The organism is Yoonia sp. SS1-5 (genome assembly GCF_038443705.2).
GTDB lineage: Bacteria > Pseudomonadota > Alphaproteobacteria > Rhodobacterales > Rhodobacteraceae > Yoonia > Yoonia rhodophyticola.
The window spans coordinates 707,038-725,356 of record NZ_CP151767.2; the positions used below are offsets into that span (position 1 = coordinate 707,038).

The window sequence follows — 18,319 nt, forward strand, 5'->3', positions numbered from 1 at the left end:
GAAGACCCTCGCACCTGACCATCACAGGACAACAATGCCATGATGCGGACCCTTCTGGCAGAGGGCCTCGGCACCGCATTTCTTCTGATTGGTGTTGTCGGATCCGGCATTATGGGCGACGCGCTGGCCGGCGGAAATATCGCTATTGCATTGCTGGCAAATGCTATTGCCACGGGCTGCATTCTTTATGTGATCATCACGGTTCTGGGCCCGATCTCGGGCGCACATTTCAACCCCGCGGTGACGCTGGCCTTTCTTTTGCGAGGGGAATTACCGGCGGCCCGGGCGGTCCCTTACGTTCTGGTTCAGGTCATCGGCGGGATCCTCGGGGTCTGGGCAGCGCATCTGATGTTTGATCTGTCGATCCTGCAGGTCTCGACCACAGACCGGACCGGCCCATCGCAATGGGCGTCAGAGATCATTGCCACATTTGGCCTGCTCTTTGTGATTTTCGGCGGGATCAAGCAAAAACCCGACGCCGTACCAACACTTGTCGCGCTTTATATCACCGGGGCGTACTGGTTCACGTCATCCACCAGCTTTGCCAATCCGGCCGTTACAATCGCGCGCGGGTTCAGCGACACGTTTGCGGGGATCAACCCGGCCCATATTCCGATGTTCATCCTGATGCAGATCATCGGGGTCGGCGTAGCTGCCCTGATCCTGCCCCGACTGTTTGGAAAGTAGCGCCCGTTACGCCAGCGATGTCACCCAAAGGATCGTGGCATCCTCGGCACTTATCGACACAACATTATGCCCCATGGCCGCGTCGTAATAGGCGCTGTCGCCACGCCGTAGTTCCACAGGCTCGTAGAACTCTGTATAAAGGCGCACCTGCCCGGTCAGCACATACAAGAATTCCTCGCCATCATGGCGGATCCAGCCGTCGAAATCCTCCATGTTACGGGCGCGGACCCGGGCGCGATAGGGCAGCATCTTCTTTGATGTCAGCGCATTGGCGAACAGGTCATGTTCATAGGTCGTCGTGATCTGCTGCGTGGCCTCGCCCGACTTGGTCACGGCCATGCGGCCATTCACCTGGCCTTTCACTGGCGGGGTGAACAATTGCGGCACCGAAATTTCCAGCCCCACGGCCAGCTTTTTCAGCGCATCATAGGTCGGCGACATTTGCCCGTTCTCGATCTTGGACAAGGTCGAGCGGGCCAAACCCGCCTGCCGGGCGGCCTGTTCCAGCGTCCAATCGCGCGCCTTGCGCAGCTCGCGTACGCGCACACCCAGATCAAGAGGTTGGGCAACAGCGGCATCGCCGTTTTCATGCGCGATGCGGATCAGGTTCTTGGGGTCATTCTCTGGCATGGCCGACTACATAAGCGGGTGCCAGCGATCTTGCAACTCGGGCGGTGCATGGATAGCCCTGCGCCATGCTGTCGGTCACCTCATCCGCCCCCTTCCCCGCGCCACCGGCCGCGTTCAACATGGCCGCCCATGTCTTTGCGCAATCCGACAGGCTGCATGACAAACCAGCGCTGATCCTTGCCGGTCGTGATAGACCCAACGCGACCTTGTCTTTCCGCGAACTGGCACACCAGGTCAGATCGGCGGCCAGTGGCTTGCTGGAACAGGCAACACCGGGGGATCACGTGTTGCTGCAGCTGGGAAACAGCACACATTTCCCCATCTTCTTTTTGGGCGCGATCGCGGCGGGATTGGTGCCTGTTGTCGTGTCAGCACAATTGACCGCACCCGAACTGGCACAAGTCCGTCAGACGGTGACTCCAAAACTGACCATCGGCCAGGCCGAGGCTGACCGGATGAGTACGACGTTCGGCAAGCGTGCAGCGATGAATTTCGCCTTGGGCGATCCGGACAGACCAGCCTATATCGTGTTCACATCCGGGACCTCAGGCACCCCACGTGCGGTTGTGCACGCGCATCGGGCGATCTGGGCGCGTCAGATGATGTGGCAGGATTGGTACGGGCTGCGCGAAGATGACCGGGTGATGCATGCCGGCGCGTTCAACTGGACATATACGCTGGGGACAGGCCTGATGGACCCTTGGTCAATTGGGGCCACGGCACTGATCCCGACCCCGCAAACCGACCTGTCGGACTTTCCCGCAATCCTGGCCCAACAAGACGTCACGATTTTCGCAGCAGCACCCGGGGTTTACCGCCGGATACTGCGCGCTGACTTTCCGCGGCTGCCGCAACTACGCCACGGGCTATCGGCTGGCGAAAAACTCGCCGATGACTACCGGGCTGATTGGGAGGCCAAGACCGGCACCACCATTCACGAGGCATTTGGCATGTCCGAATGCTCGACCTTTATTTCAGGCAGTCCGGGGCGTCCCGCGCCGCCCGGCACATCGGGCTTTCCGCAACGGGGCCGGCAAATCGCGATCATCGCCGATGGCAGCCCCGTTCAACGCGGCACGCCTGGGACGATTGCGGTGCACAGAACTGATCCGGGCCTGATGCTGGGCTATCTGGGGGCACCGGATGAGACGGCTGCCAAATACCAAGGCGATTGGTTTCTGACCGGCGATATCGGGATCATGGATGATGCGGGCGCCATCACCTATGCGGGTCGGGCCGATGACATGATGAATGCAGGCGGCTACCGCGTCAGCCCGATCGAAGTCGAGGCAGCCCTTGTTGCATATCCACCGATCAGCGAGGCTGCAGCCTGCGCTGTGCAGGTCCGCACAGGCACATTCATTATTGCGGCCTTTTACGTGGCGACAGACGTGATAGATGAAGAGGCGTTGCGCAGCCACATGCACAAACGCTTGGCGGGGTATAAACAACCCCGGCTCTATATTGGCAAAGACATGCTGCCACGCGGCGCCAACAACAAACTACTCAGGCGCGTCTTGCGCACCCAATGGGAGGCCGAAAATGGTCAAACTTGATATCATCTCTGACCCGATCTGCCCCTGGTGCTATATCGGCAAAACAAATCTGGACAAGGCATTGGCAGAGGTGCCGGATCACCCGTTCACAATCGAATGGCACCCGTTTCAGCTGAACCCGGATATGCCCGCAGGCGGGATGGACCGCAAAGCTTATCTGGAAGGCAAGTTCGGGGGCAAGGAAGGCGCTATCAAAGCCTATGCACCCGTTGTGGAACACGCCGAAAAGACCGGGGCGCATATCAATTTCGACGCGATGAAGGTCACACCCAATACGATTGACGCGCACCGGCTGATCCATTGGGCGGGCATCGAACAACGCCAGTCCTTTGTGGTTGATCTGCTGTTCAAGGCCTATTTCGTAGACGGGCGCGACATTGGCGATCACGAGGTGCTGGCTGACATCGCCGACACCGCCGAAATGGATGCGGCCATGGTGACAAAACTGCTCGCCTCTGACGCAGATATCGACGACATCCGGGCGCGGGACAAACACGGCCGCGAAATGGGCGTGAATTCCGTCCCCACCTTCATCGTGGCACAACAACATGCCGTCCCCGGTGCGCAACCGCCTGAAATGTGGGCAAAGGTCATCAAAGACATCATGGACCAGTTAGAAGCCGCTGAATGATCACGGCGCGCCTGCCATCAGGCTATGTGTCTGGGTGCGCCTCCGGGCAGGCCGGATGGTTGATGACTGCGGTGCCGTTATGCCCGCAAAAGCGGCGCGGCCCAGCTATTGAGCTTTTTGACGCTGTCGTCCTGCATTCAGCTTTCGCACTTGCGACATGGGGTGTGGCCGCCATGCTTTGGCTGCGCCGATGAAGCGCCTGCACCAAACCGAGTTCATCGCGCTGATGGCCATGGTTGCGGCCACCGTGGCGTTTTCGATTGATGCGATGCTGCCCGCCCTGCCGGAAATTGGCGCCGCGCTGGCGCCGGACAACCTGAACAATGCGCAACTGATCATCACAAGCTTTGTGCTTGGGATGGGTCTGGGCACATTGTTCACCGGCCCGCTGTCAGATGCATTCGGGCGCAAGCCGGTGATGGTCGGTGGCGCGATCCTTTATTCGATTGCCGCCGCCGCCGCCTGGGCCGCGCAATCGCTAGAGGTGATGCTGATCGCCCGCGTCGTGCAGGGTTTCGGGGCCGCAGGTCCGCGCGTTGTCGCGATGGCCCTGATCCGCGACCTTTACACAGGGTCCAACATGGCCCGGATCCTGTCACTGGTCATGGTGGTCTTTTCCGTAGTCCCCGCGTTGGCACCAACATTGGGGCATTACATCATTATGGGCTTTGGCTGGCGGGCGATCTTTGCCGCCTTCATCGCGTTTTCGCTGATATCAACGGTGTGGCTGATGTTAAGACAGCCCGAGACATTGCAGCCCGCAGACCGCCGCCCGCTCAGTTTCCGCGCGCTGATGTCAGCCGTCGGGGAAATGTTCGCCCATAGAACGGCGCGCCTGTCGATCTTTGTCCAGACACTGACCTTCGGGATGCTGTTCACGATCCTGTCCACGACGCAGCAGGTGTTTGATATCACCTTTGGCCAGGGCGATCATTTTCACCTGTGGTTCGGCTTTATCGCGGTCGTTGCGGCCTCATCAGGTTTTCTGAATGCGCGGATCGTGGTGCGGCTGGGGATGCGGGCCATCATCAAGGGGATGTATATCGCCCAGATTTTTCTGACCTTGGGGCTGATCGCGATCACGCTGATTGGCGCGCCCTATTGGCTTGCCTTTAGCGCCTATGTGATCTGGGTGATCGGGAACTTCTTTCAGGCCGGGATGACCATCGGCAACCTTAACGCGCTCGCGATGGAGGAAATGGGCCATATCGCAGGGCTTGCGGCCTCGGTCATTGCGGCGGTCGCAACGGTCGGTGCGGTCATCATTGCCGCCCCGCTGGCATTGATGTTCGACGGCACACCGCTGCCGATGGCCGTAGGCGCGCTATGCTGCGCCAGCCTTGCGCTGTGGCTGACCAACATGATCAAACGCCCGGGCGAGACCTAGGGCCTGAACCTAGGCTTTTGCTTGTTTCTTTTTGTCGGCAAGCTTTTGCGCCAGATCGCGGGCGATGTTGAAAGCGCCCTGGATCTTGTCGCGTTCCTTGGCCCAATCGCGGCGCACGATGATCTTGTTATCCTTGACCTTGGCCATCCCGTTTTGGTCATGCACGAATGCGACCAACCCCTCGGGGGAGGCGAATTTGTCGTTGTGGAACATGATCGTGGCCCCTTTGGGTCCCGCATCCAGCTTGGCAATCCCGGCCCGTTTGCACATCGCCTTGATGCGCACGACCAACATCAACGTATTGACCTCTTTGGGCAATTTGCCAAACCGATCAATCAATTCAGCCGCAAAGCCTTCCAGTTCGACCTTCGTCGTCAGCTCTGACAGGCGGCGGTACAGCCCAAGGCGGACATCCAGATCAGGCACGTAGTCTTCCGGGATCAGAACCGGCACACCCAGGTTGATCTGCGGCGCCCATTGACCGTCGTCGATAATGCCCTCGGCCGCACCGGATTTGATGGCTGATATCTGTTCTTCCAGCATCTGCTGATAAAGTTCGTAACCAACCTCGCGCATCTGCCCGGACTGTTCTTCGCCCAGCAGGTTACCTGCTCCGCGAATATCCAGATCCTGCGACGCCAGCGTGAACCCGGCCCCCAGCGTGTCAATGGACCCCAGCACACGCAGCCGTTTCTGGGCCGTATCCGTCAGTTTCTGGCGCGGTTTCGTCGTCAGATAGGCATAGGCACGGGTCTTGGATCGACCCACCCTGCCCCTGATCTGATAGAGCTGTGACAGGCCAAACATATCAGCCCGCCAGACAATCATCGTGTTCGCGGTCGGAATATCGAGGCCCGATTCAACAATCGTCGTGGCCAGCAGCACATCATATTTACCGTCGTAAAACGCGTTCATGCGGTCATCCAGCTCGCCCGCCGCCATCTGCCCGGTGGCCGAGATATACGTCACCTCGGGCACTTCACGTTTCAGGAAATTCTCCATTTCCGCCATGTCGGAAATCCGCGGAACAACAAGGAAGGATTGCCCGCCGCGATAATGTTCGCGCAACAGCGCCTCGCGGATGGTGATTGTGTCGAACTCGCTGACATAAGTGCGGATCGCCAACCGGTCGATGGGCGGGGTGCCGATGATCGACAGATCACGCACGCCCGACAATGACAGCTGCAGCGTCCGTGGAATCGGGGTTGCCGTCAGGGTCAGCACATGCACATCGGTGCGCAACTGCTTTAGCCGCTCCTTATGCTGCACCCCGAATTTTTGTTCCTCATCAATGACGAGCAGGCCAAGGTTCTTGAACCTGATCCCCTTCGCCAAAAGCGCATGGGTTCCCACCACGATGTCGACCGTGCCCTTGGTGATGCCATCACGGGTCTTGGCGGCATCGCCTGCACTGACAAACCGGGACAAGGGTGCCACATTCACGGGAAAGCCCCGGAACCGTTCGGCAAAGTTCTGATAATGCTGGCGGGCCAGCAACGTTGTGGGCGCGATAATGGCAACCTGCACACCTGACAAGGCCGCAACAAAAGCCGCCCTGATGGCCACTTCTGTTTTGCCAAAGCCCACATCGCCGCAAATCAACCGATCCATCGGCTTGCCGGCGGCGATGTCGTCCAGCACATCCTCAATCGCGGCCAGCTGATCGTCGGTTTCCACATAGGGAAAGCGGGCCAGAAACTGATCCCACAAGCCGTCAGGCGGGTCCAGCGCCGGGGCCGTGCGCAACTCACGCTCTGCTGCGACGCGGATCAACCGTTCGGCAATCTGCCTGATCCGTTCTTTCAGCTTGGCCTTCTTGGCCTGCCAGGCGCCGCCACCGAGCTTGTCCAGCAAACCCGTCTCATGCCCATATTTCGAAAGCAGTTCGATATTCTCGACCGGCAGATACAGTTTGGAGCTTTCGGCATATTCCAGCAGCAGGCATTCATGCGCCGCCCCAAGGGCTGTCACAACTTCCATGCCCTGAAAGCGGCCAACCCCGTGATCCACATGCACCACAAGATCGCCCGGTGACAGGCTGTTCGCCTCGGACAGAAAGTTCTCTGCCCGGCGTTTGCGCTTGGTCTGGCGGATCAGGCGGTCGCCTAGCACATCCTGTTCCGAAATGACGGTCAGACCCGGCGCCTCGAACCCGTGATCCAGCGGCCAGACCGCCAGATGCACCCCGCGTTTATCCACGCGGCTGAAATCCTTCACCCGAATGGCTTCGCTGATACCCTCATCCGCAATCAACCCTTCAAGACGCTCGCGCGCCCCTTCGGAATAAGACGCAATGACTACGGGGCCAGCGTCTAGCCTGACCTTCACATGATCTGACAGTGATTTGAAAAGGCTTATGTTTTCCTGTTGTCGTTCAGGTGCAAAGTTCCGGCCGATCCGCCCGCCTGCATCAATGACACCGGGGCCTGTTGCCTGTTTCAGGGGCGAGAATTGCAGCACGCGGTGACCCGCGACAGCGCCCGTCCAGGCGTCGTCGTCAAGATACAGCAATGCGGGCGGCGCTGGCTTATAGACGCTGTCCATCCGCCCCTTCTGCGACAGGGCGTGCATGCGGGTTCCGTATTGATCGGCGATACTGTCCCAGCGGGACACCCGCGCTGACGCGGTCTGATCATCCAATGTGACGGTCACATCGGGCAGGTAATCAAACAGTGTTTCCAGATTTTCCTCGAAAAATCCCAGCCAATGTTCGACACCGGCATGTTTGCGGCCCGCGCTTATCGCCTCGTAAAGCGGATCATCCGTGCCAGCGGCCCCAAACTCGATCCGGTAGTTCTGCCGAAACCGGGTGATGGCGGCCTCATCCAGAATGACCTCGGATACAGGGGCCAGTTCCACATCCGTCAGTTTTTCGGTGGTCCGCTGGGTCGCCGGATCAAACCGGCGGGCGCCATCCAGCACATCGCCAAACAGATCAAGGCGGACAGGTCCCGATTGGCCAGGCGGAAAGATATCAATGATCCCGCCGCGCACCGCGTAATCGCCGGGTTCCATCACAGTGGGGCTTTGCGTGAACCCCATCCGCACCAGAAACGCGCGCAATGCGGCCTCATCCAGCCGGCTGCCGACGCTGGCCTTGAATGCAGCCTCGCGCAGCACCGCGCGTGGCGGCACACGTTGCGTGGCCGCCGCCAGCGAGGTGAGCAGAACAAACCGCGCGGGCATATCGTGGACAAGCGCGGCCAGTGTCGCCATGCGCGTGGCCGAGATATCGGCATTGGGCGACACCCGGTCATATGGCAGGCAATCCCAGGCCGGAAACACAAAGACAGGCATATCCGGGGCAAAGAACGCCAATGCGGCTTGCATCGCGGCCAGACGCTTGTCATCGCGGGCCACATGCAGGACCGGTCCGGATTTTGCGACCTCGTCAAGGATCAGTCGCGCGTCGAAACCTTCCGGCGCGCCGCAGACCGTAATGTGTTTGGGATCAGACATGCGCGCTCACCTACCCTGACCGGGCGGCGTGTCAACCGGCATCGCGCAAATTTGGCGGTGCATCAGAACCAGACGGGGTGCGACAGGTTGTGATACATCCCATACATGGCCGTCAGAAAGATCGACAACATCGCGATGGACTGGATCCAGAACCGCAGCCGGATCAACGCCCTGACCAGCGCATCGCCGGTCGGCTGATCGGCGGCAAAATCGCGCGACGCCCGCACACTGATCATCCCGACAATCGTCAGCGGAACCGCCAGAAAAAAGAGGCCCTGCGCAAATTCAAACCCGTAGTAAAAGCCGATCATCGCAAGCGTGCTGAGGATGAAGGTCGCAAAGCCCATGATCCAGATCCCTGCAATATCATTGATGTCCAGCAACCGCCGGACGTTGATCGCCACCATCATATCGAGGTCTTGTGCCGTCTGTCCGCCATGACGCCGCGCCCGCAGGATCATGTCGAACGGCACGCCCAATATCCAGTGACTGACCATCGACCATGTCACCGCAACCGCAAGCCAGTACCACATGTTGGAAAACGTCCGCAGGTCGATCACTTGAAAAATTGCGTCGTTCCAATCCACTACCGGTCTCATTCATCAGTTGATTTGCGTCGCGACACTAACGCGGGTCCTGCGGCTTGCCCAGACTTGTGAAGGATGTAATTCCGTGTAACCAAGTTCCCAGCTTGTCCGGAGGCCCGCCAATGAAACCAACCGTTGCTCCATTTCCGACCACGCGGCTGCGTCGCATGCGCAAAACACCTGCGCTGCGCGCGCTTGCAAGGCAGAACACGCTCAGCGTTGATGACCTGATTTGGCCGGTATTCGTGATGGACGGGGTTGATGCCGAAACCCCCGTCGCCTCGATGCCCGGCGTGACCCGCAAGACGGTGGATCGCATTGCAAAAGCCGCGACAGAGGCCCAAGCCCTTGGCATCAAAGCGATTTGCATCTTTCCCTATACAGGGATGGAGGCCCGGACCGAAGATTGCGCCATGGCCTGGGACCCCGACAACCTGACCAATCAGGCCATCCGCGCGATCAAGGCCGCAGCACCCGATATTGCGGTGATGACGGATATCGCGCTCGACCCCTATAACATCAACGGGCATGACGGCTTTGTCGAAAATGGCGAAATCGTCAATGACCGCACCGTCGAGGCGCTGGTGAAAATGGGTCTGGCACAGGCCGATGCGGGCGCCGATATCCTTGGCCCTTCGGACATGATGGATGGGCGCATCGGGGCCATTCGGGGCGCCCTTGAAAGCGCCGGGCATCAGGACGTCACGATCCTGAGCTATACCGCCAAATACGCGTCCAGCTTTTATGGCCCGTTTCGCGATGCGGTCGGTGCCTCTTCGGCGCTGACGGGCGACAAGAACACCTATCAGATGGATCCCGGCAATAGCGACGAGGCGTTGCGCCTGGTCGCCCGCGACCTGTCCGAAGGGGCTGATATGATCATGGTAAAACCGGGTACGCCCTACCTGGATATTTGCAGACGCGTGAAGGACATGTTCGGCGTCCCGACCTATGCCTATCAGGTCAGCGGTGAATACGCGATGATCCAGGCCGCCGCCCAAAACGGCTGGCTAGACCTTGAAAAGGTCATGATGGAAAGCCTGCTGGGGTTCAAACGGGCCGGTTGTGACGGCATTCTGACCTATTTTGCACCTGCTGCAGCCAGACTGCTGAATGCCTGACGATGCCATCTTGAGCGGCCGCCAGATGCGCCCGGCAGCTTCCGCGTGACACGCTAGCATTGATTGCGTATGCTGCGCCCATAAGAGGCACAAAGCCCCACACAGGCACATAAGGCGGACCTAGATATGAGCAGTTTGACACGGCGCAACGTTGCGCTTGGTATTTTGGCATCCACATCACTGGCGGCATGCGGCAACGGGATCGGCAGCAACGGGGCTGCAACGATTGATGCCCGCGTTCAAAGCACGCTGAACTTCATGTATCAGACTTACCCCGGCACCCGTGACCTTGCAGGCCGGGCCGCAGGCATGCTGGTCATGCCACTGATCACCGAGGCCGGGATCGGCCTTGGCGGCAGTTTCGGACGCGGGGCCTTGCTGGTTCAGGACAGCACCGTCGATTACTATTCCGCCGCAAGCGGCAGTGCCGGGTTCCAGATCGGCGCCCAGCAGTTCAGTTCGGTTCTGTTCTTCATGACCCAAGAGGCATTGCTGGAATTCCGCCGGTCGCCCGGTTGGGCTGCCGGTGCGGATATCGAATACGCCGTCAGCGATCAGGGCGAAAGCCTGCGGGCTGAAACCACCACGTCGCTATCACCTGTGATCGCCGTGAACTTTGCCCAAACCGGCTTGCGGATCGGCGCATCGCTGGAGGGGATCAAGTACACCCGCATCATCCCGTAGTGGATGAAAGCCAGCGCATGCCTGCGACGAAAAATGTCGTTTTCGGATAAGCCACCTGCCCGCTAAGCCCGCAGCATCATCCTGCGGGCCAACGGGAGAAAGCGCATGCAGACAACAACCAGAGTGGCCGTCATTGGCGGAGGTGTTGTCGGATGCTCCGTCCTGTACCACCTGACCAAGCTTGGCTGGTCGGATGTGATGTTGCTGGAACGCTCGGAACTGACCTCGGGCTCGACCTGGCACGCGGCGGGCGGTTTTCATACGCTGAACGGCGACACCAACATGGCCGCTTTGCAAGGCTACACCATCAAGCTTTACAAGGAACTTGAGGACATTACCGGCATGTCCTGCGGGCTGCATCATTCGGGTGGCGTGACGCTGGCGGACAATCAGGACCGGTTTGACATGCTTGTCGCCGAACGGGCCAAGCATCGCTATATGGGGCTGGATACCCATATCGTGGGTCCCGAAGAGATTGCAAAGATCGCCCCGATCACAAATCTCGATGGGATTGTCGGCGCGCTATATGACCCTCTGGACGGGCATCTGGACCCCTCGGGAACCACGCATGCCTATGCAAAGGCGGCCCGCATGGGCGGTGCGACGATCGAGACCCATTGCAAGGTCACCGAAACCAATCAGCGCCCCGATGGTACTTGGGAGGTGGTGACGGACAAGGGAACGATCCACGCCGAACATGTGGTCAATGCGGGCGGTCTTTGGGCGCGGGAAGTTGCGGCCATGGCCGGGATTTATGCACCGCTGCACCCGATGGAACACCAATATATCGTCACCGACGACATTCCCGACATCTATAACCGCGATGAGGAACACCCCCATGTGATTGATCCGGGCGGGGAAAGCTATCTGCGCCAGGAAGGGCGCGGCCTGTGTATCGGGTTCTATGAAAAGCCCTGCAAGCCATGGGCCGTTGATGGAACGCCGTGGGATTTCGGGCATGAATTGCTGCCAGACGACCTCGACAAGGTCGAGGCCTCGATCGAGTTTGCCTATCGCCGCTTTCCGATCCTTGCCAATGCGGGCGTCAAGACGGTCATCCACGGCCCGTTTACCTTTGCACCGGACGGCAACCCATTGGTCGGGCCAGTGCCGGGCATGCGGAATTACTGGTCCGCCTGCGGGGTGATGGCGGGCTTCAGTCAGGCGGGCGGCGTTGGTCTGATGCTGGCCCAATGGATGACGCAGGGCGAATGCGAACGCGACGTAACAGCCCTGGATGTGGCCCGTTACGGATCATGGATCACACCCGGCTATACCCGCCCCAAAGTCATCGAAAACTACCAGAACCGGTTTTCTGTCAGCTACCCCAATGAGGAACTGCCAGCCGCCCGCCCCCACCGGACAACGCCAATGTATGACATCTTCAGTGATCTTGGGGCGGTCTGGGGCCACCAGTTCGGGTTGGAGGTTGCGAATTATTTCGCCCGCGACGACGACCCGACCTTTGAGACACCAACATTCCGCCGGTCCGACGCGTGGAACGCAACACGGCGCGAGGTTCAGGCCGTCCGCGCCGGTGTTGGCATCAACGAGGTCCAGAATTTCGGCAAGTTCAGCGTAACGGGCATGGGCGCGCGCGATTGGCTGGATCGGATCATGGCCGGGCGCGTCCCGCAGCCCGGGCGGATGTCATTGACCCCAATGCTGTCACCCGGCGGGCGTCTATGGGGGGATTTCACCATCTCCTGTCTGTCGGAAACCGAATACCAGCTGACCGCCAGCTATGGTGCGCAGGCCATTCATCACCGCTGGTTCATGCAAAACGCCAGCCCCGATGCGCAAGTCGCCAATATCTCGGACCGGCGCACGGGCTTTCAGATTGCTGGACCAAAGGCAGGCGCCTTACTGGCCGCATGCACGCGCGACGATGTGGCGACACTCAAATTCCTCGACGTGCGCCGCATGACGGCGGGACAGGTTGCCTGTATCGTGCAGCGGGTCAGCTACACAGGCGATCTGGGCTATGAAATCTACTGCGATCCCATGGATCAGCGACAATTGTGGTGGACCCTCTGGCAGGCCGGGCAACCGCTGGGGATCACGCCGTTTGGCATGCGGGCCATGATGTCGCTGCGACTGGATCGGTTCTTTGGCGCATGGCAGCGGGAATATTCACCCGATTACACCGCCGCGGAAACCGGGATGGATCGCTTTATCGACTTCAAGAAGAACACCGATTTCATCGGCCGGGCCGCGGCAGAGGCCGAGCGCGCAACACCGCCCGCACGGACGCTTGTCGCGTTTGCGGTTGATGCGGATGACGCAGATGTCGTGGCCTATGAACCGGTCTTTATTGATGGCGACGTTGTGGGGTTCTGCACCTCGGGCGGCTATTCGCATCATGCGGATCAATCAATTGCCATAGCGTTAATCCCGCGCGCCCAGGCAGGTGACGGACTTGTCGCGGAAATCGAGATCATGGGCCAACGCCGCAAGGCCACGCAGTTATCGACCGCCCTTTTTGATCCTGCGCGGCGGTCGATGGCCTGATGATCCCCATTCTGATCCTTGCCGGCGGCGGATCGACCCGCATGGGTGGTCGGGACAAGCTGATGGAGGATGTGGGCGGCCAGCCGCTTTTGCGTCAACATGCGCGTCAGGCGCTGGCGCTTGGCGGGCCGGTTTTTGTGGCCTTGCCGGCGGCAGATCACCCGCGCGCTGCGGCACTTGCGGGGCTGGATGTGCAGGTCCTTGCGGTGGCAGACGCGGCTGAGGGGATGTCAGGCACCATGCGCGGGGCGGTCGCCATGCTGCCCAAATGCGAGGCATTCATGATGGTTCTGGCGGACCTGGTTGCGATTGATGCCAGTGATTTGCGCCGGATCGACCAGGCCCGCACCGACAACCCCGACTTTGTGATCTGGCGTGGCGCAACAGCCGATGGCAAATCCGGTCACCCGATCATCTTTGATGCAAGCCTGCGCCCGGAATTTGCGAAATTGCACGGTGATGGCGGCGGTGAAGCCTTGGTGAACCCACGCAAGGCACAGACCCACCTGACCCCGCTAAAAGGGCGGCGCGCCCGGCTTGATCTGGACACGCCCCAGGATTGGGATGACTGGCGGGCGGGGCGCCTTACCTGAACGGCAATAGCGCCTCTAGTTTGCTTAGCGTCTTGCGGGCGGCCCGGAACTTTTTGACGCCTTCCTTGGTCTCAAGCTCTGGGAACAGGGCAAATAGCTCATCACGTTGTTCAGGCACGATGCTGCCAAGCGTATAGGCGCTCGGCTGGAAACTTTCGCTCCATGTGCCGTCGGCCAACACGGCCTGATGATCATCAAACATAAAGTGGATGTAGGATGTACCAGGGACATTCACCGTCTCGACACCGTCCAGCTTTGTCAGATGCGTGGCGGCGACAAAAACTTCGTTTTCATAAAAATGGGTCCGGGCCATTTCCGAGACGATCAGCATCCGGTGATAAGGTGAGACGAGCATATCGCGTTCCGGCATATGATCACCCAGCGATCCCGCCCGGATCAGAACCGGCCGCAGTTTTGGCATGGCCTTCAGATCATCCATGCTGACCTGCCTGTCACCCACCCAGGCAATCTGCTGAATGCCGTTATCGCGGGTCAGGACCCGGTCACCGATCTGAAGATGCTCGACCAGACGTTCGCCCTTTGGCGTCGCGATACGTGTTCCGGGCGTAAAGCACGGGACCGTTGGCTGCACCGATCGCACAGCGTCGCGCATGGCGGTCTTAGCGGTATCAATATTCATTCGTACTCAACTCACACTTGTTTAAACAACGACCAGCCGCATCACCAAACGGCATCTGAATATGATGCCAATGTCGACACTTACGCCGGATATCCGGACGTATTGACCGAGGGCGCCGGGAACAATGAGGCACCGTACATCCCTTGTAGGCGGAAAACTGCCGACACACAAACAAATCCGTCACAAACTAGACGAAAGTTCAGTGCGGGCGTGACATTTTTCTACAAGTTTGGGGGAACACGCAAAAACGTGTGGTGCCGATGGAGAGACTCGAACTCTCACGATGTTGCCATCGGGGGATTTTGAATCCCCTGCGTCTACCATTCCGCCACATCGGCCAGTGCGCATCTCCTAAAGCGCAGCGCAGGGCGCGTCAATCACAGGGTACGCTTTTTTGGCGCTACAGGCGTGTCGCCGAAAATGTATCACAATCGGCCAGATTGCCGCTTTCGTAACCGCGGGCGAACCAACGCTGTCGCTGCTCGCTGGTGCCGTGGGTAAAGGTGTGCGGGCGCACCACCTGCCCCGCATTGCGTTGCAGCGTATCATCGCCAATCTGAGCCGCGGCATTCATCGCCTCGGCAATATCGCCGCGTTCCAGACTGTTGAAACGGGCCTGTGCCGCCCGCGCCCAAATGCCCGAAAAACAATCGGCCTGCAGTTCGACCCGCACGGACATGGCGTTGGAATCTGCCTCGCTCATCTGGGCGCGCAATTGGTTCACCTGTCCCAAAATCCCCAACTCGTTCTGAACATGATGGGCAATTTCATGGGCAACCACATAGGCCGCCGCAAAATCGCCTGCCGCCCCAAGGCGCTGTTCGAGAGTTGTAAAGAATGCGGTGTCCAGAAAGGCCTTTTCTTCTGGCGGGCAGTAGAACGGACCGGTGGCCGCAGACGCACCCCCACAGGCTGATTGGGTCTGACCCTTAAAAAGTACAAGTGTTGGGGGAACATAAGGCTCGCCCACCTGACGCTGAAAGATATCGGCCCAGACCTCTTCGGTATCGGCAAGCGTGACCGAGACGAATTCTGCCGCACGTTCATCTGCCGGGGTGATTTCGGTGGATTGGCTGGTCTGGACCGTGCCATTGCCGCCCAGATCAACGAACTGGCTTGTATCAACGCCAAAATACCACCCGGCCAAAAGAATCAGGACACCCGCGATCCCCCCAATGCCACCGACACTGCGTCGGCCACGGCCACCACTGCGCCGCCGGTCCTCGATATTGCTGCTTCCGCGCCGTCCTTGCCATTTCATGTGTGATACTCCCCCACGCTCAGGTCACTTTATGCGGTTTGATGGGGCACACAAGCTTGACCACTGCGACCCGTCATGGCCTAACGCAAAAAATTGCAGAAAGTTCATTATGCTTCGCAGGCTCTACAACTGGACCATGTCACTGGCACAATCGCCGCACGCGTTGTGGGCGCTTGCCATTGTCGCCTTTGTGGAATCCTCTTTCTTTCCGATCCCGCCGGATGTGCTGATGATCCCGATGATCATTGCCAGACCATCGCGGGCCTTCCTGATCGCGGGCGTGGCGACGGTGGCATCGGTGGGGGGCGGTCTGTTTGGCTATTATATCGGCCACGCCCTGATGGGGACGATTGGCCAACCAATCCTTGAATTCTACGGCAAGGATGCAAGCTTTGCTGAAATGTCCGCCGTCTTTAACGAATACGGGGCCTGGGCAGTCGTGGTTGCGGGGGTAACATTCCTGCCATTCAAGGTCATCACCATCGCATCGGGCGTCACCGGTCTATCCCTGCCTGTCTTTATCGCCTCGTCCATCTTCGCGCGTGCCTTACGCTTTTTCATCGTGGCCGCCCTTTTGTGGAAATTTGGTGAACCTATTCGGGACTTCATCGAAAAACGGCTGGGATTGATGTTCATCCTGTTTTGCCTGCTGCTGATCGGCGGCTTTGCCCTGATCGGATTACTATGACCCGCAACCTGATGATCATTCTGGCCACGGGCGGGTCTGTGGCACTTCTGGGTGGGGCGTTTATCTTTCAGATGCTGGGCTATCCGCCCTGTGCGATGTGCCTGTGGCAACGCTGGCCGCATGCGGTTGCCATCGTCGTGGGATTGCTGGCGCTGCAAATTCAGGGGCGGCTGCTGCCGCTGATTGGCGCACTTGCCGCCGCAACGACCGCAGGGATTGGCATTTTCCACACCGGGGTCGAGCGGGACTGGTGGGAAGGCCCCAGCAGCTGCACCGGCGGTGGGGCGCTGGATGGGCTCAGCGGGGCTGACCTGCTGGCCGTCGAAGGGCCGCGGGTCGTGATGTGCGATCAGGTGTCGTGGGAATTTCTGGGGCTGTCCATGGCCAGCTGGAACGCCCTGTTTTCGCTGGACCTGATGGTCGGCTGGATCATGGCGATCATCCTTAGCGGCGCGTCGACAGCAAAAGGCTCGTCTCGGATCGGGTAACGCCGTCAACGCGCCGAACCGCAAACAGGATGCGGTCAAAGTCTTCCAATGTATCAGCGCCGATTTCGGCAATCAGATCCCATGTGCCATTGGTTGAATGCACCGCACGCACCCCGGCCATCCCGGTCAGACGCCCCAACGCGCGCTCTGCCCCGCGTCCGGCGATTTCCAGCATCATCAGGCCCCGCACCGCATCGGGGCGGACATCGGACCGGGTCAGTGCCGTAAAGCCCACGATTTCGCCGCCCCCGATCAACCGGTCCAGACGGACCCGCACGGTCGACCGGGTCACGCCCAATTGCCCGGCCAGATCCGACAGTGATGCGCGCCCATCCTGTTTCAGCGCAGAAATCAGGCGATTATCCAATTCGTCCATTCGGCTTGCCCATTTTGCTGAGTTCACCTGCAATTTGCACAATTTGCCCGCTTATCATAGCCGTTGTTTTGCGCAACAGTGCGGCCATGACACAAAAACATTGTATATTGATCGGCGCCCCGGTGGATTGCGGCAAGCGTCGTCGCGGCTGCCTGATGGGCCCCGACGCTTACCGCACCGCAGGCATCGCCGACGCCATCACCGACCTTGGACACAGTGTCGAGGATATGGGCAACCTGACCCCGGCAGAGGTCATGGTGCCGACCCCAGCCAACCCGAAAGTTTACAAGCTGGCCGAGAATGTGGGCTGGACCCGGACCTTGATGGATGCCGCACAGAATGCCGCGCCTAACGGGATGCCGATCTTTCTGGGGGGCGATCACGCGCTGGCGGCCGGCACGGTTGCGGGGATGGCAGCACATGCGCAAAAGGCCGGCAGGCCCTTCTTTGCGCTCTGGCTTGATGCGCATAGTGACATTCACACGCCCGACACCACCGATACCGGGAATTTGCACGGAACACCGGTGGGTTACGTGACCGGGCGGGACGGGTTTGGTGCCTATCCGCCCCTGCCCGCGCGGGTTGATCCGGCAAATATCTGCATGATCGGGCTACGCTCTGTTGATGCGGCGGAACATGCGGTGCTTGATGATGGCGATGTGATGCTGGTCGATATGCGCATGATCGACGAAGAGGGTATTCGCGCCCCATTGCAGACATTTCTGGATCGGGTCGCCGCGGCCAACGGGATGCTGCATGTCTCGCTGGATGTTGATTTCCTTGATCCCGGCGTCGCCCCGGCGGTGGGAACCACCGTGCCCGGTGGGGCAACCGTGCGCGAGGGGCATCTGGTCATGGAGATGCTCTGCGACAGCGATCTTGTCAGCTCGCTTGATCTGGTCGAGCTGAACCCGTTTCTGGACGATCGCGGCAAAACCGCCAACCTGATGGTTGATCTGACCGCATCACTTCTGGGTCGCCGCGTCTTTGACCGGCCGACCCGCAGCAACGCCTGAGGAG

Annotated in this window: 17 protein-coding genes and 1 tRNA gene; 11 read left to right on the forward strand and 7 right to left on the reverse strand. The window is 59.7% G+C overall.

Annotation, left to right across the window (positions count from 1 at the left end; all coding sequences use genetic code 11):
- The first annotated feature begins 42 nt into the window (after positions 1-42).
- A complete protein-coding gene (locus AABB31_RS05055; RefSeq protein ID WP_342078889.1) occupies positions 43-687 on the forward strand; it encodes an MIP/aquaporin family protein in 645 nt (214 codons plus the stop codon).
- Between the two features lie 6 nt (positions 688-693).
- On the opposite strand, the gene AABB31_RS05060 is transcribed toward AABB31_RS05055, so the two are convergent.
- On the reverse strand, positions 694-1,317 hold the full coding sequence (locus AABB31_RS05060; protein WP_342075540.1) for an XRE family transcriptional regulator: 624 nt from the start codon (positions 1,315-1,317) through the stop codon (positions 694-696).
- 65 nt (positions 1,318-1,382) lie between these two features.
- Between AABB31_RS05060 and AABB31_RS05065 the strand changes: the two genes are divergently transcribed.
- The 3 genes from AABB31_RS05065 to AABB31_RS05075 all read left to right on the forward strand — a co-directional run bounded on the left by AABB31_RS05065 (position 1,383) and on the right by AABB31_RS05075 (position 4,891).
- Positions 1,383-2,873, forward strand: coding sequence for a class I adenylate-forming enzyme family protein (locus tag AABB31_RS05065; RefSeq protein WP_342075539.1), 1,491 nt, complete (start codon positions 1,383-1,385; stop codon positions 2,871-2,873).
- Entirely contained in the window at positions 2,860-3,504 is a 645-nt protein-coding gene (locus AABB31_RS05070) for a DsbA family oxidoreductase (RefSeq protein ID WP_342075538.1), read from the forward strand. Before AABB31_RS05065 ends, AABB31_RS05070 begins: the two co-directional genes overlap by 14 nt.
- 190 nt (positions 3,505-3,694) lie before the next feature.
- Positions 3,695-4,891, forward strand: a complete 1,197-nt coding sequence (locus AABB31_RS05075) for a multidrug effflux MFS transporter (RefSeq protein WP_342075537.1) — start codon at positions 3,695-3,697, stop codon at positions 4,889-4,891.
- 9 nt (positions 4,892-4,900) lie between these two features.
- On the opposite strand, the gene mfd is transcribed toward AABB31_RS05075, so the two are convergent.
- Together mfd and AABB31_RS05085 are read right to left on the reverse strand one after the other, a co-directional pair.
- The gene (gene mfd / locus AABB31_RS05080; RefSeq protein ID WP_342075536.1) at positions 4,901-8,350 is read right to left on the reverse strand and encodes a transcription-repair coupling factor; all 3,450 of its coding nucleotides are present in this window, start codon (positions 8,348-8,350) and stop codon (positions 4,901-4,903) included.
- Between the two features lie 62 nt (positions 8,351-8,412).
- Positions 8,413-8,937 carry a hypothetical protein gene (locus AABB31_RS05085; protein ID WP_342075535.1) on the reverse strand — a complete coding sequence of 175 codons (525 nt, stop codon included), beginning with the start codon at positions 8,935-8,937 and terminating at the stop codon, positions 8,413-8,415.
- Between the two features lie 122 nt (positions 8,938-9,059).
- Here AABB31_RS05085 and hemB point away from each other — a divergent pair, with 122 nt between their 5' ends.
- From hemB to AABB31_RS05105, 4 genes are all read left to right on the forward strand, one after another.
- The gene (gene hemB / locus AABB31_RS05090; protein ID WP_373635493.1) at positions 9,060-10,058 is read left to right on the forward strand and encodes a porphobilinogen synthase; all 999 of its coding nucleotides are present in this window, start codon (positions 9,060-9,062) and stop codon (positions 10,056-10,058) included.
- Positions 10,059-10,184: 126 nt separating this feature from the next.
- Positions 10,185-10,742 (forward strand): YSC84-related protein, encoded by a 558-nt coding sequence (locus AABB31_RS05095; RefSeq protein WP_342075534.1) that lies wholly within the window; start codon positions 10,185-10,187, stop codon positions 10,740-10,742.
- Between the two features lie 105 nt (positions 10,743-10,847).
- The gene (locus AABB31_RS05100; protein ID WP_342075533.1) at positions 10,848-13,253 is read left to right on the forward strand and encodes an FAD-dependent oxidoreductase; all 2,406 of its coding nucleotides are present in this window, start codon (positions 10,848-10,850) and stop codon (positions 13,251-13,253) included.
- A complete protein-coding gene (locus tag AABB31_RS05105) occupies positions 13,253-13,846 on the forward strand; it encodes a nucleotidyltransferase family protein (protein WP_342075532.1) in 594 nt (197 codons plus the stop codon). The genes AABB31_RS05100 and AABB31_RS05105 overlap by 1 nt, the downstream gene beginning before the upstream one ends.
- Here AABB31_RS05105 and AABB31_RS05110 read toward each other — a convergent pair.
- The 3 genes from AABB31_RS05110 to AABB31_RS05120 form a co-directional block, all read right to left on the reverse strand.
- Positions 13,839-14,486 carry a Hint domain-containing protein gene (locus tag AABB31_RS05110; protein ID WP_342075531.1) on the reverse strand — a complete coding sequence of 216 codons (648 nt, stop codon included), beginning with the start codon at positions 14,484-14,486 and terminating at the stop codon, positions 13,839-13,841. The genes AABB31_RS05105 and AABB31_RS05110 overlap by 8 nt on opposite strands.
- A 252-nt stretch (positions 14,487-14,738) precedes the next feature.
- Positions 14,739-14,824 (reverse strand) — tRNA-Leu (locus AABB31_RS05115).
- A gap of 62 nt (positions 14,825-14,886) precedes the next feature.
- On the reverse strand, positions 14,887-15,747 hold the full coding sequence (locus AABB31_RS05120; protein ID WP_342075530.1) for a neutral zinc metallopeptidase: 861 nt from the start codon (positions 15,745-15,747) through the stop codon (positions 14,887-14,889).
- A gap of 109 nt (positions 15,748-15,856) precedes the next feature.
- Between AABB31_RS05120 and AABB31_RS05125 the strand changes: the two genes are divergently transcribed.
- Both AABB31_RS05125 and AABB31_RS05130 read left to right on the forward strand, forming a co-directional pair.
- On the forward strand, positions 15,857-16,435 hold the full coding sequence (locus tag AABB31_RS05125) for a YqaA family protein (RefSeq protein ID WP_342075529.1): 579 nt from the start codon (positions 15,857-15,859) through the stop codon (positions 16,433-16,435).
- Positions 16,432-16,923: a disulfide bond formation protein B gene (locus AABB31_RS05130; RefSeq protein ID WP_342075528.1), complete on the forward strand. Its 492-nt coding sequence runs from the start codon at positions 16,432-16,434 to the stop codon at positions 16,921-16,923. Before AABB31_RS05125 ends, AABB31_RS05130 begins: the two co-directional genes overlap by 4 nt.
- On the opposite strand, the gene AABB31_RS05135 is transcribed toward AABB31_RS05130, so the two are convergent.
- Positions 16,880-17,299, reverse strand: coding sequence for an Lrp/AsnC family transcriptional regulator (locus tag AABB31_RS05135; protein ID WP_342075527.1), 420 nt, complete (start codon positions 17,297-17,299; stop codon positions 16,880-16,882). The genes AABB31_RS05130 and AABB31_RS05135 overlap by 44 nt on opposite strands.
- Before the next feature lie 86 nt (positions 17,300-17,385).
- Here AABB31_RS05135 and rocF point away from each other — a divergent pair, with 86 nt between their 5' ends.
- Positions 17,386-18,315: an arginase gene (gene rocF / locus AABB31_RS05140; RefSeq protein ID WP_342075526.1), complete on the forward strand. Its 930-nt coding sequence runs from the start codon at positions 17,386-17,388 to the stop codon at positions 18,313-18,315.
- The last annotated feature ends 4 nt before the right edge of the window (positions 18,316-18,319 follow it).

Coding starts and splice junctions, on each gene's coding strand:
- AABB31_RS05065 (WP_342075539.1), top strand. CDS start 1,383: ATGCTGTCGGTCACCTCATCCGCCCCCTTCCCCGCGCCACCGGCCGCG.
- AABB31_RS05070 (WP_342075538.1), top strand. CDS start 2,860: ATGGTCAAACTTGATATCATCTCTGACCCGATCTGCCCCTGGTGCTAT.
- mfd (WP_342075536.1), bottom strand. CDS start 8,350: ATGTCTGATCCCAAACACATTACGGTCTGCGGCGCGCCGGAAGGTTTC.
- AABB31_RS05100 (WP_342075533.1), top strand. CDS start 10,848: ATGCAGACAACAACCAGAGTGGCCGTCATTGGCGGAGGTGTTGTCGGA.
- AABB31_RS05055 (WP_342078889.1), top strand. CDS start 43: ATGCGGACCCTTCTGGCAGAGGGCCTCGGCACCGCATTTCTTCTGATT.
- AABB31_RS05105 (WP_342075532.1), top strand. CDS start 13,253: ATGATCCCCATTCTGATCCTTGCCGGCGGCGGATCGACCCGCATGGGT.
- AABB31_RS05120 (WP_342075530.1), bottom strand. CDS start 15,747: ATGAAATGGCAAGGACGGCGCGGAAGCAGCAATATCGAGGACCGGCGG.
- AABB31_RS05095 (WP_342075534.1), top strand. CDS start 10,185: ATGAGCAGTTTGACACGGCGCAACGTTGCGCTTGGTATTTTGGCATCC.
- AABB31_RS05075 (WP_342075537.1), top strand. CDS start 3,695: ATGAAGCGCCTGCACCAAACCGAGTTCATCGCGCTGATGGCCATGGTT.
- hemB (WP_373635493.1), top strand. CDS start 9,060: ATGAAACCAACCGTTGCTCCATTTCCGACCACGCGGCTGCGTCGCATG.
- rocF (WP_342075526.1), top strand. CDS start 17,386: ATGACACAAAAACATTGTATATTGATCGGCGCCCCGGTGGATTGCGGC.
- AABB31_RS05130 (WP_342075528.1), top strand. CDS start 16,432: ATGACCCGCAACCTGATGATCATTCTGGCCACGGGCGGGTCTGTGGCA.
- AABB31_RS05135 (WP_342075527.1), bottom strand. CDS start 17,299: ATGGACGAATTGGATAATCGCCTGATTTCTGCGCTGAAACAGGATGGG.
- AABB31_RS05110 (WP_342075531.1), bottom strand. CDS start 14,486: ATGAATATTGATACCGCTAAGACCGCCATGCGCGACGCTGTGCGATCG.
- AABB31_RS05060 (WP_342075540.1), bottom strand. CDS start 1,317: ATGCCAGAGAATGACCCCAAGAACCTGATCCGCATCGCGCATGAAAAC.
- AABB31_RS05125 (WP_342075529.1), top strand. CDS start 15,857: ATGCTTCGCAGGCTCTACAACTGGACCATGTCACTGGCACAATCGCCG.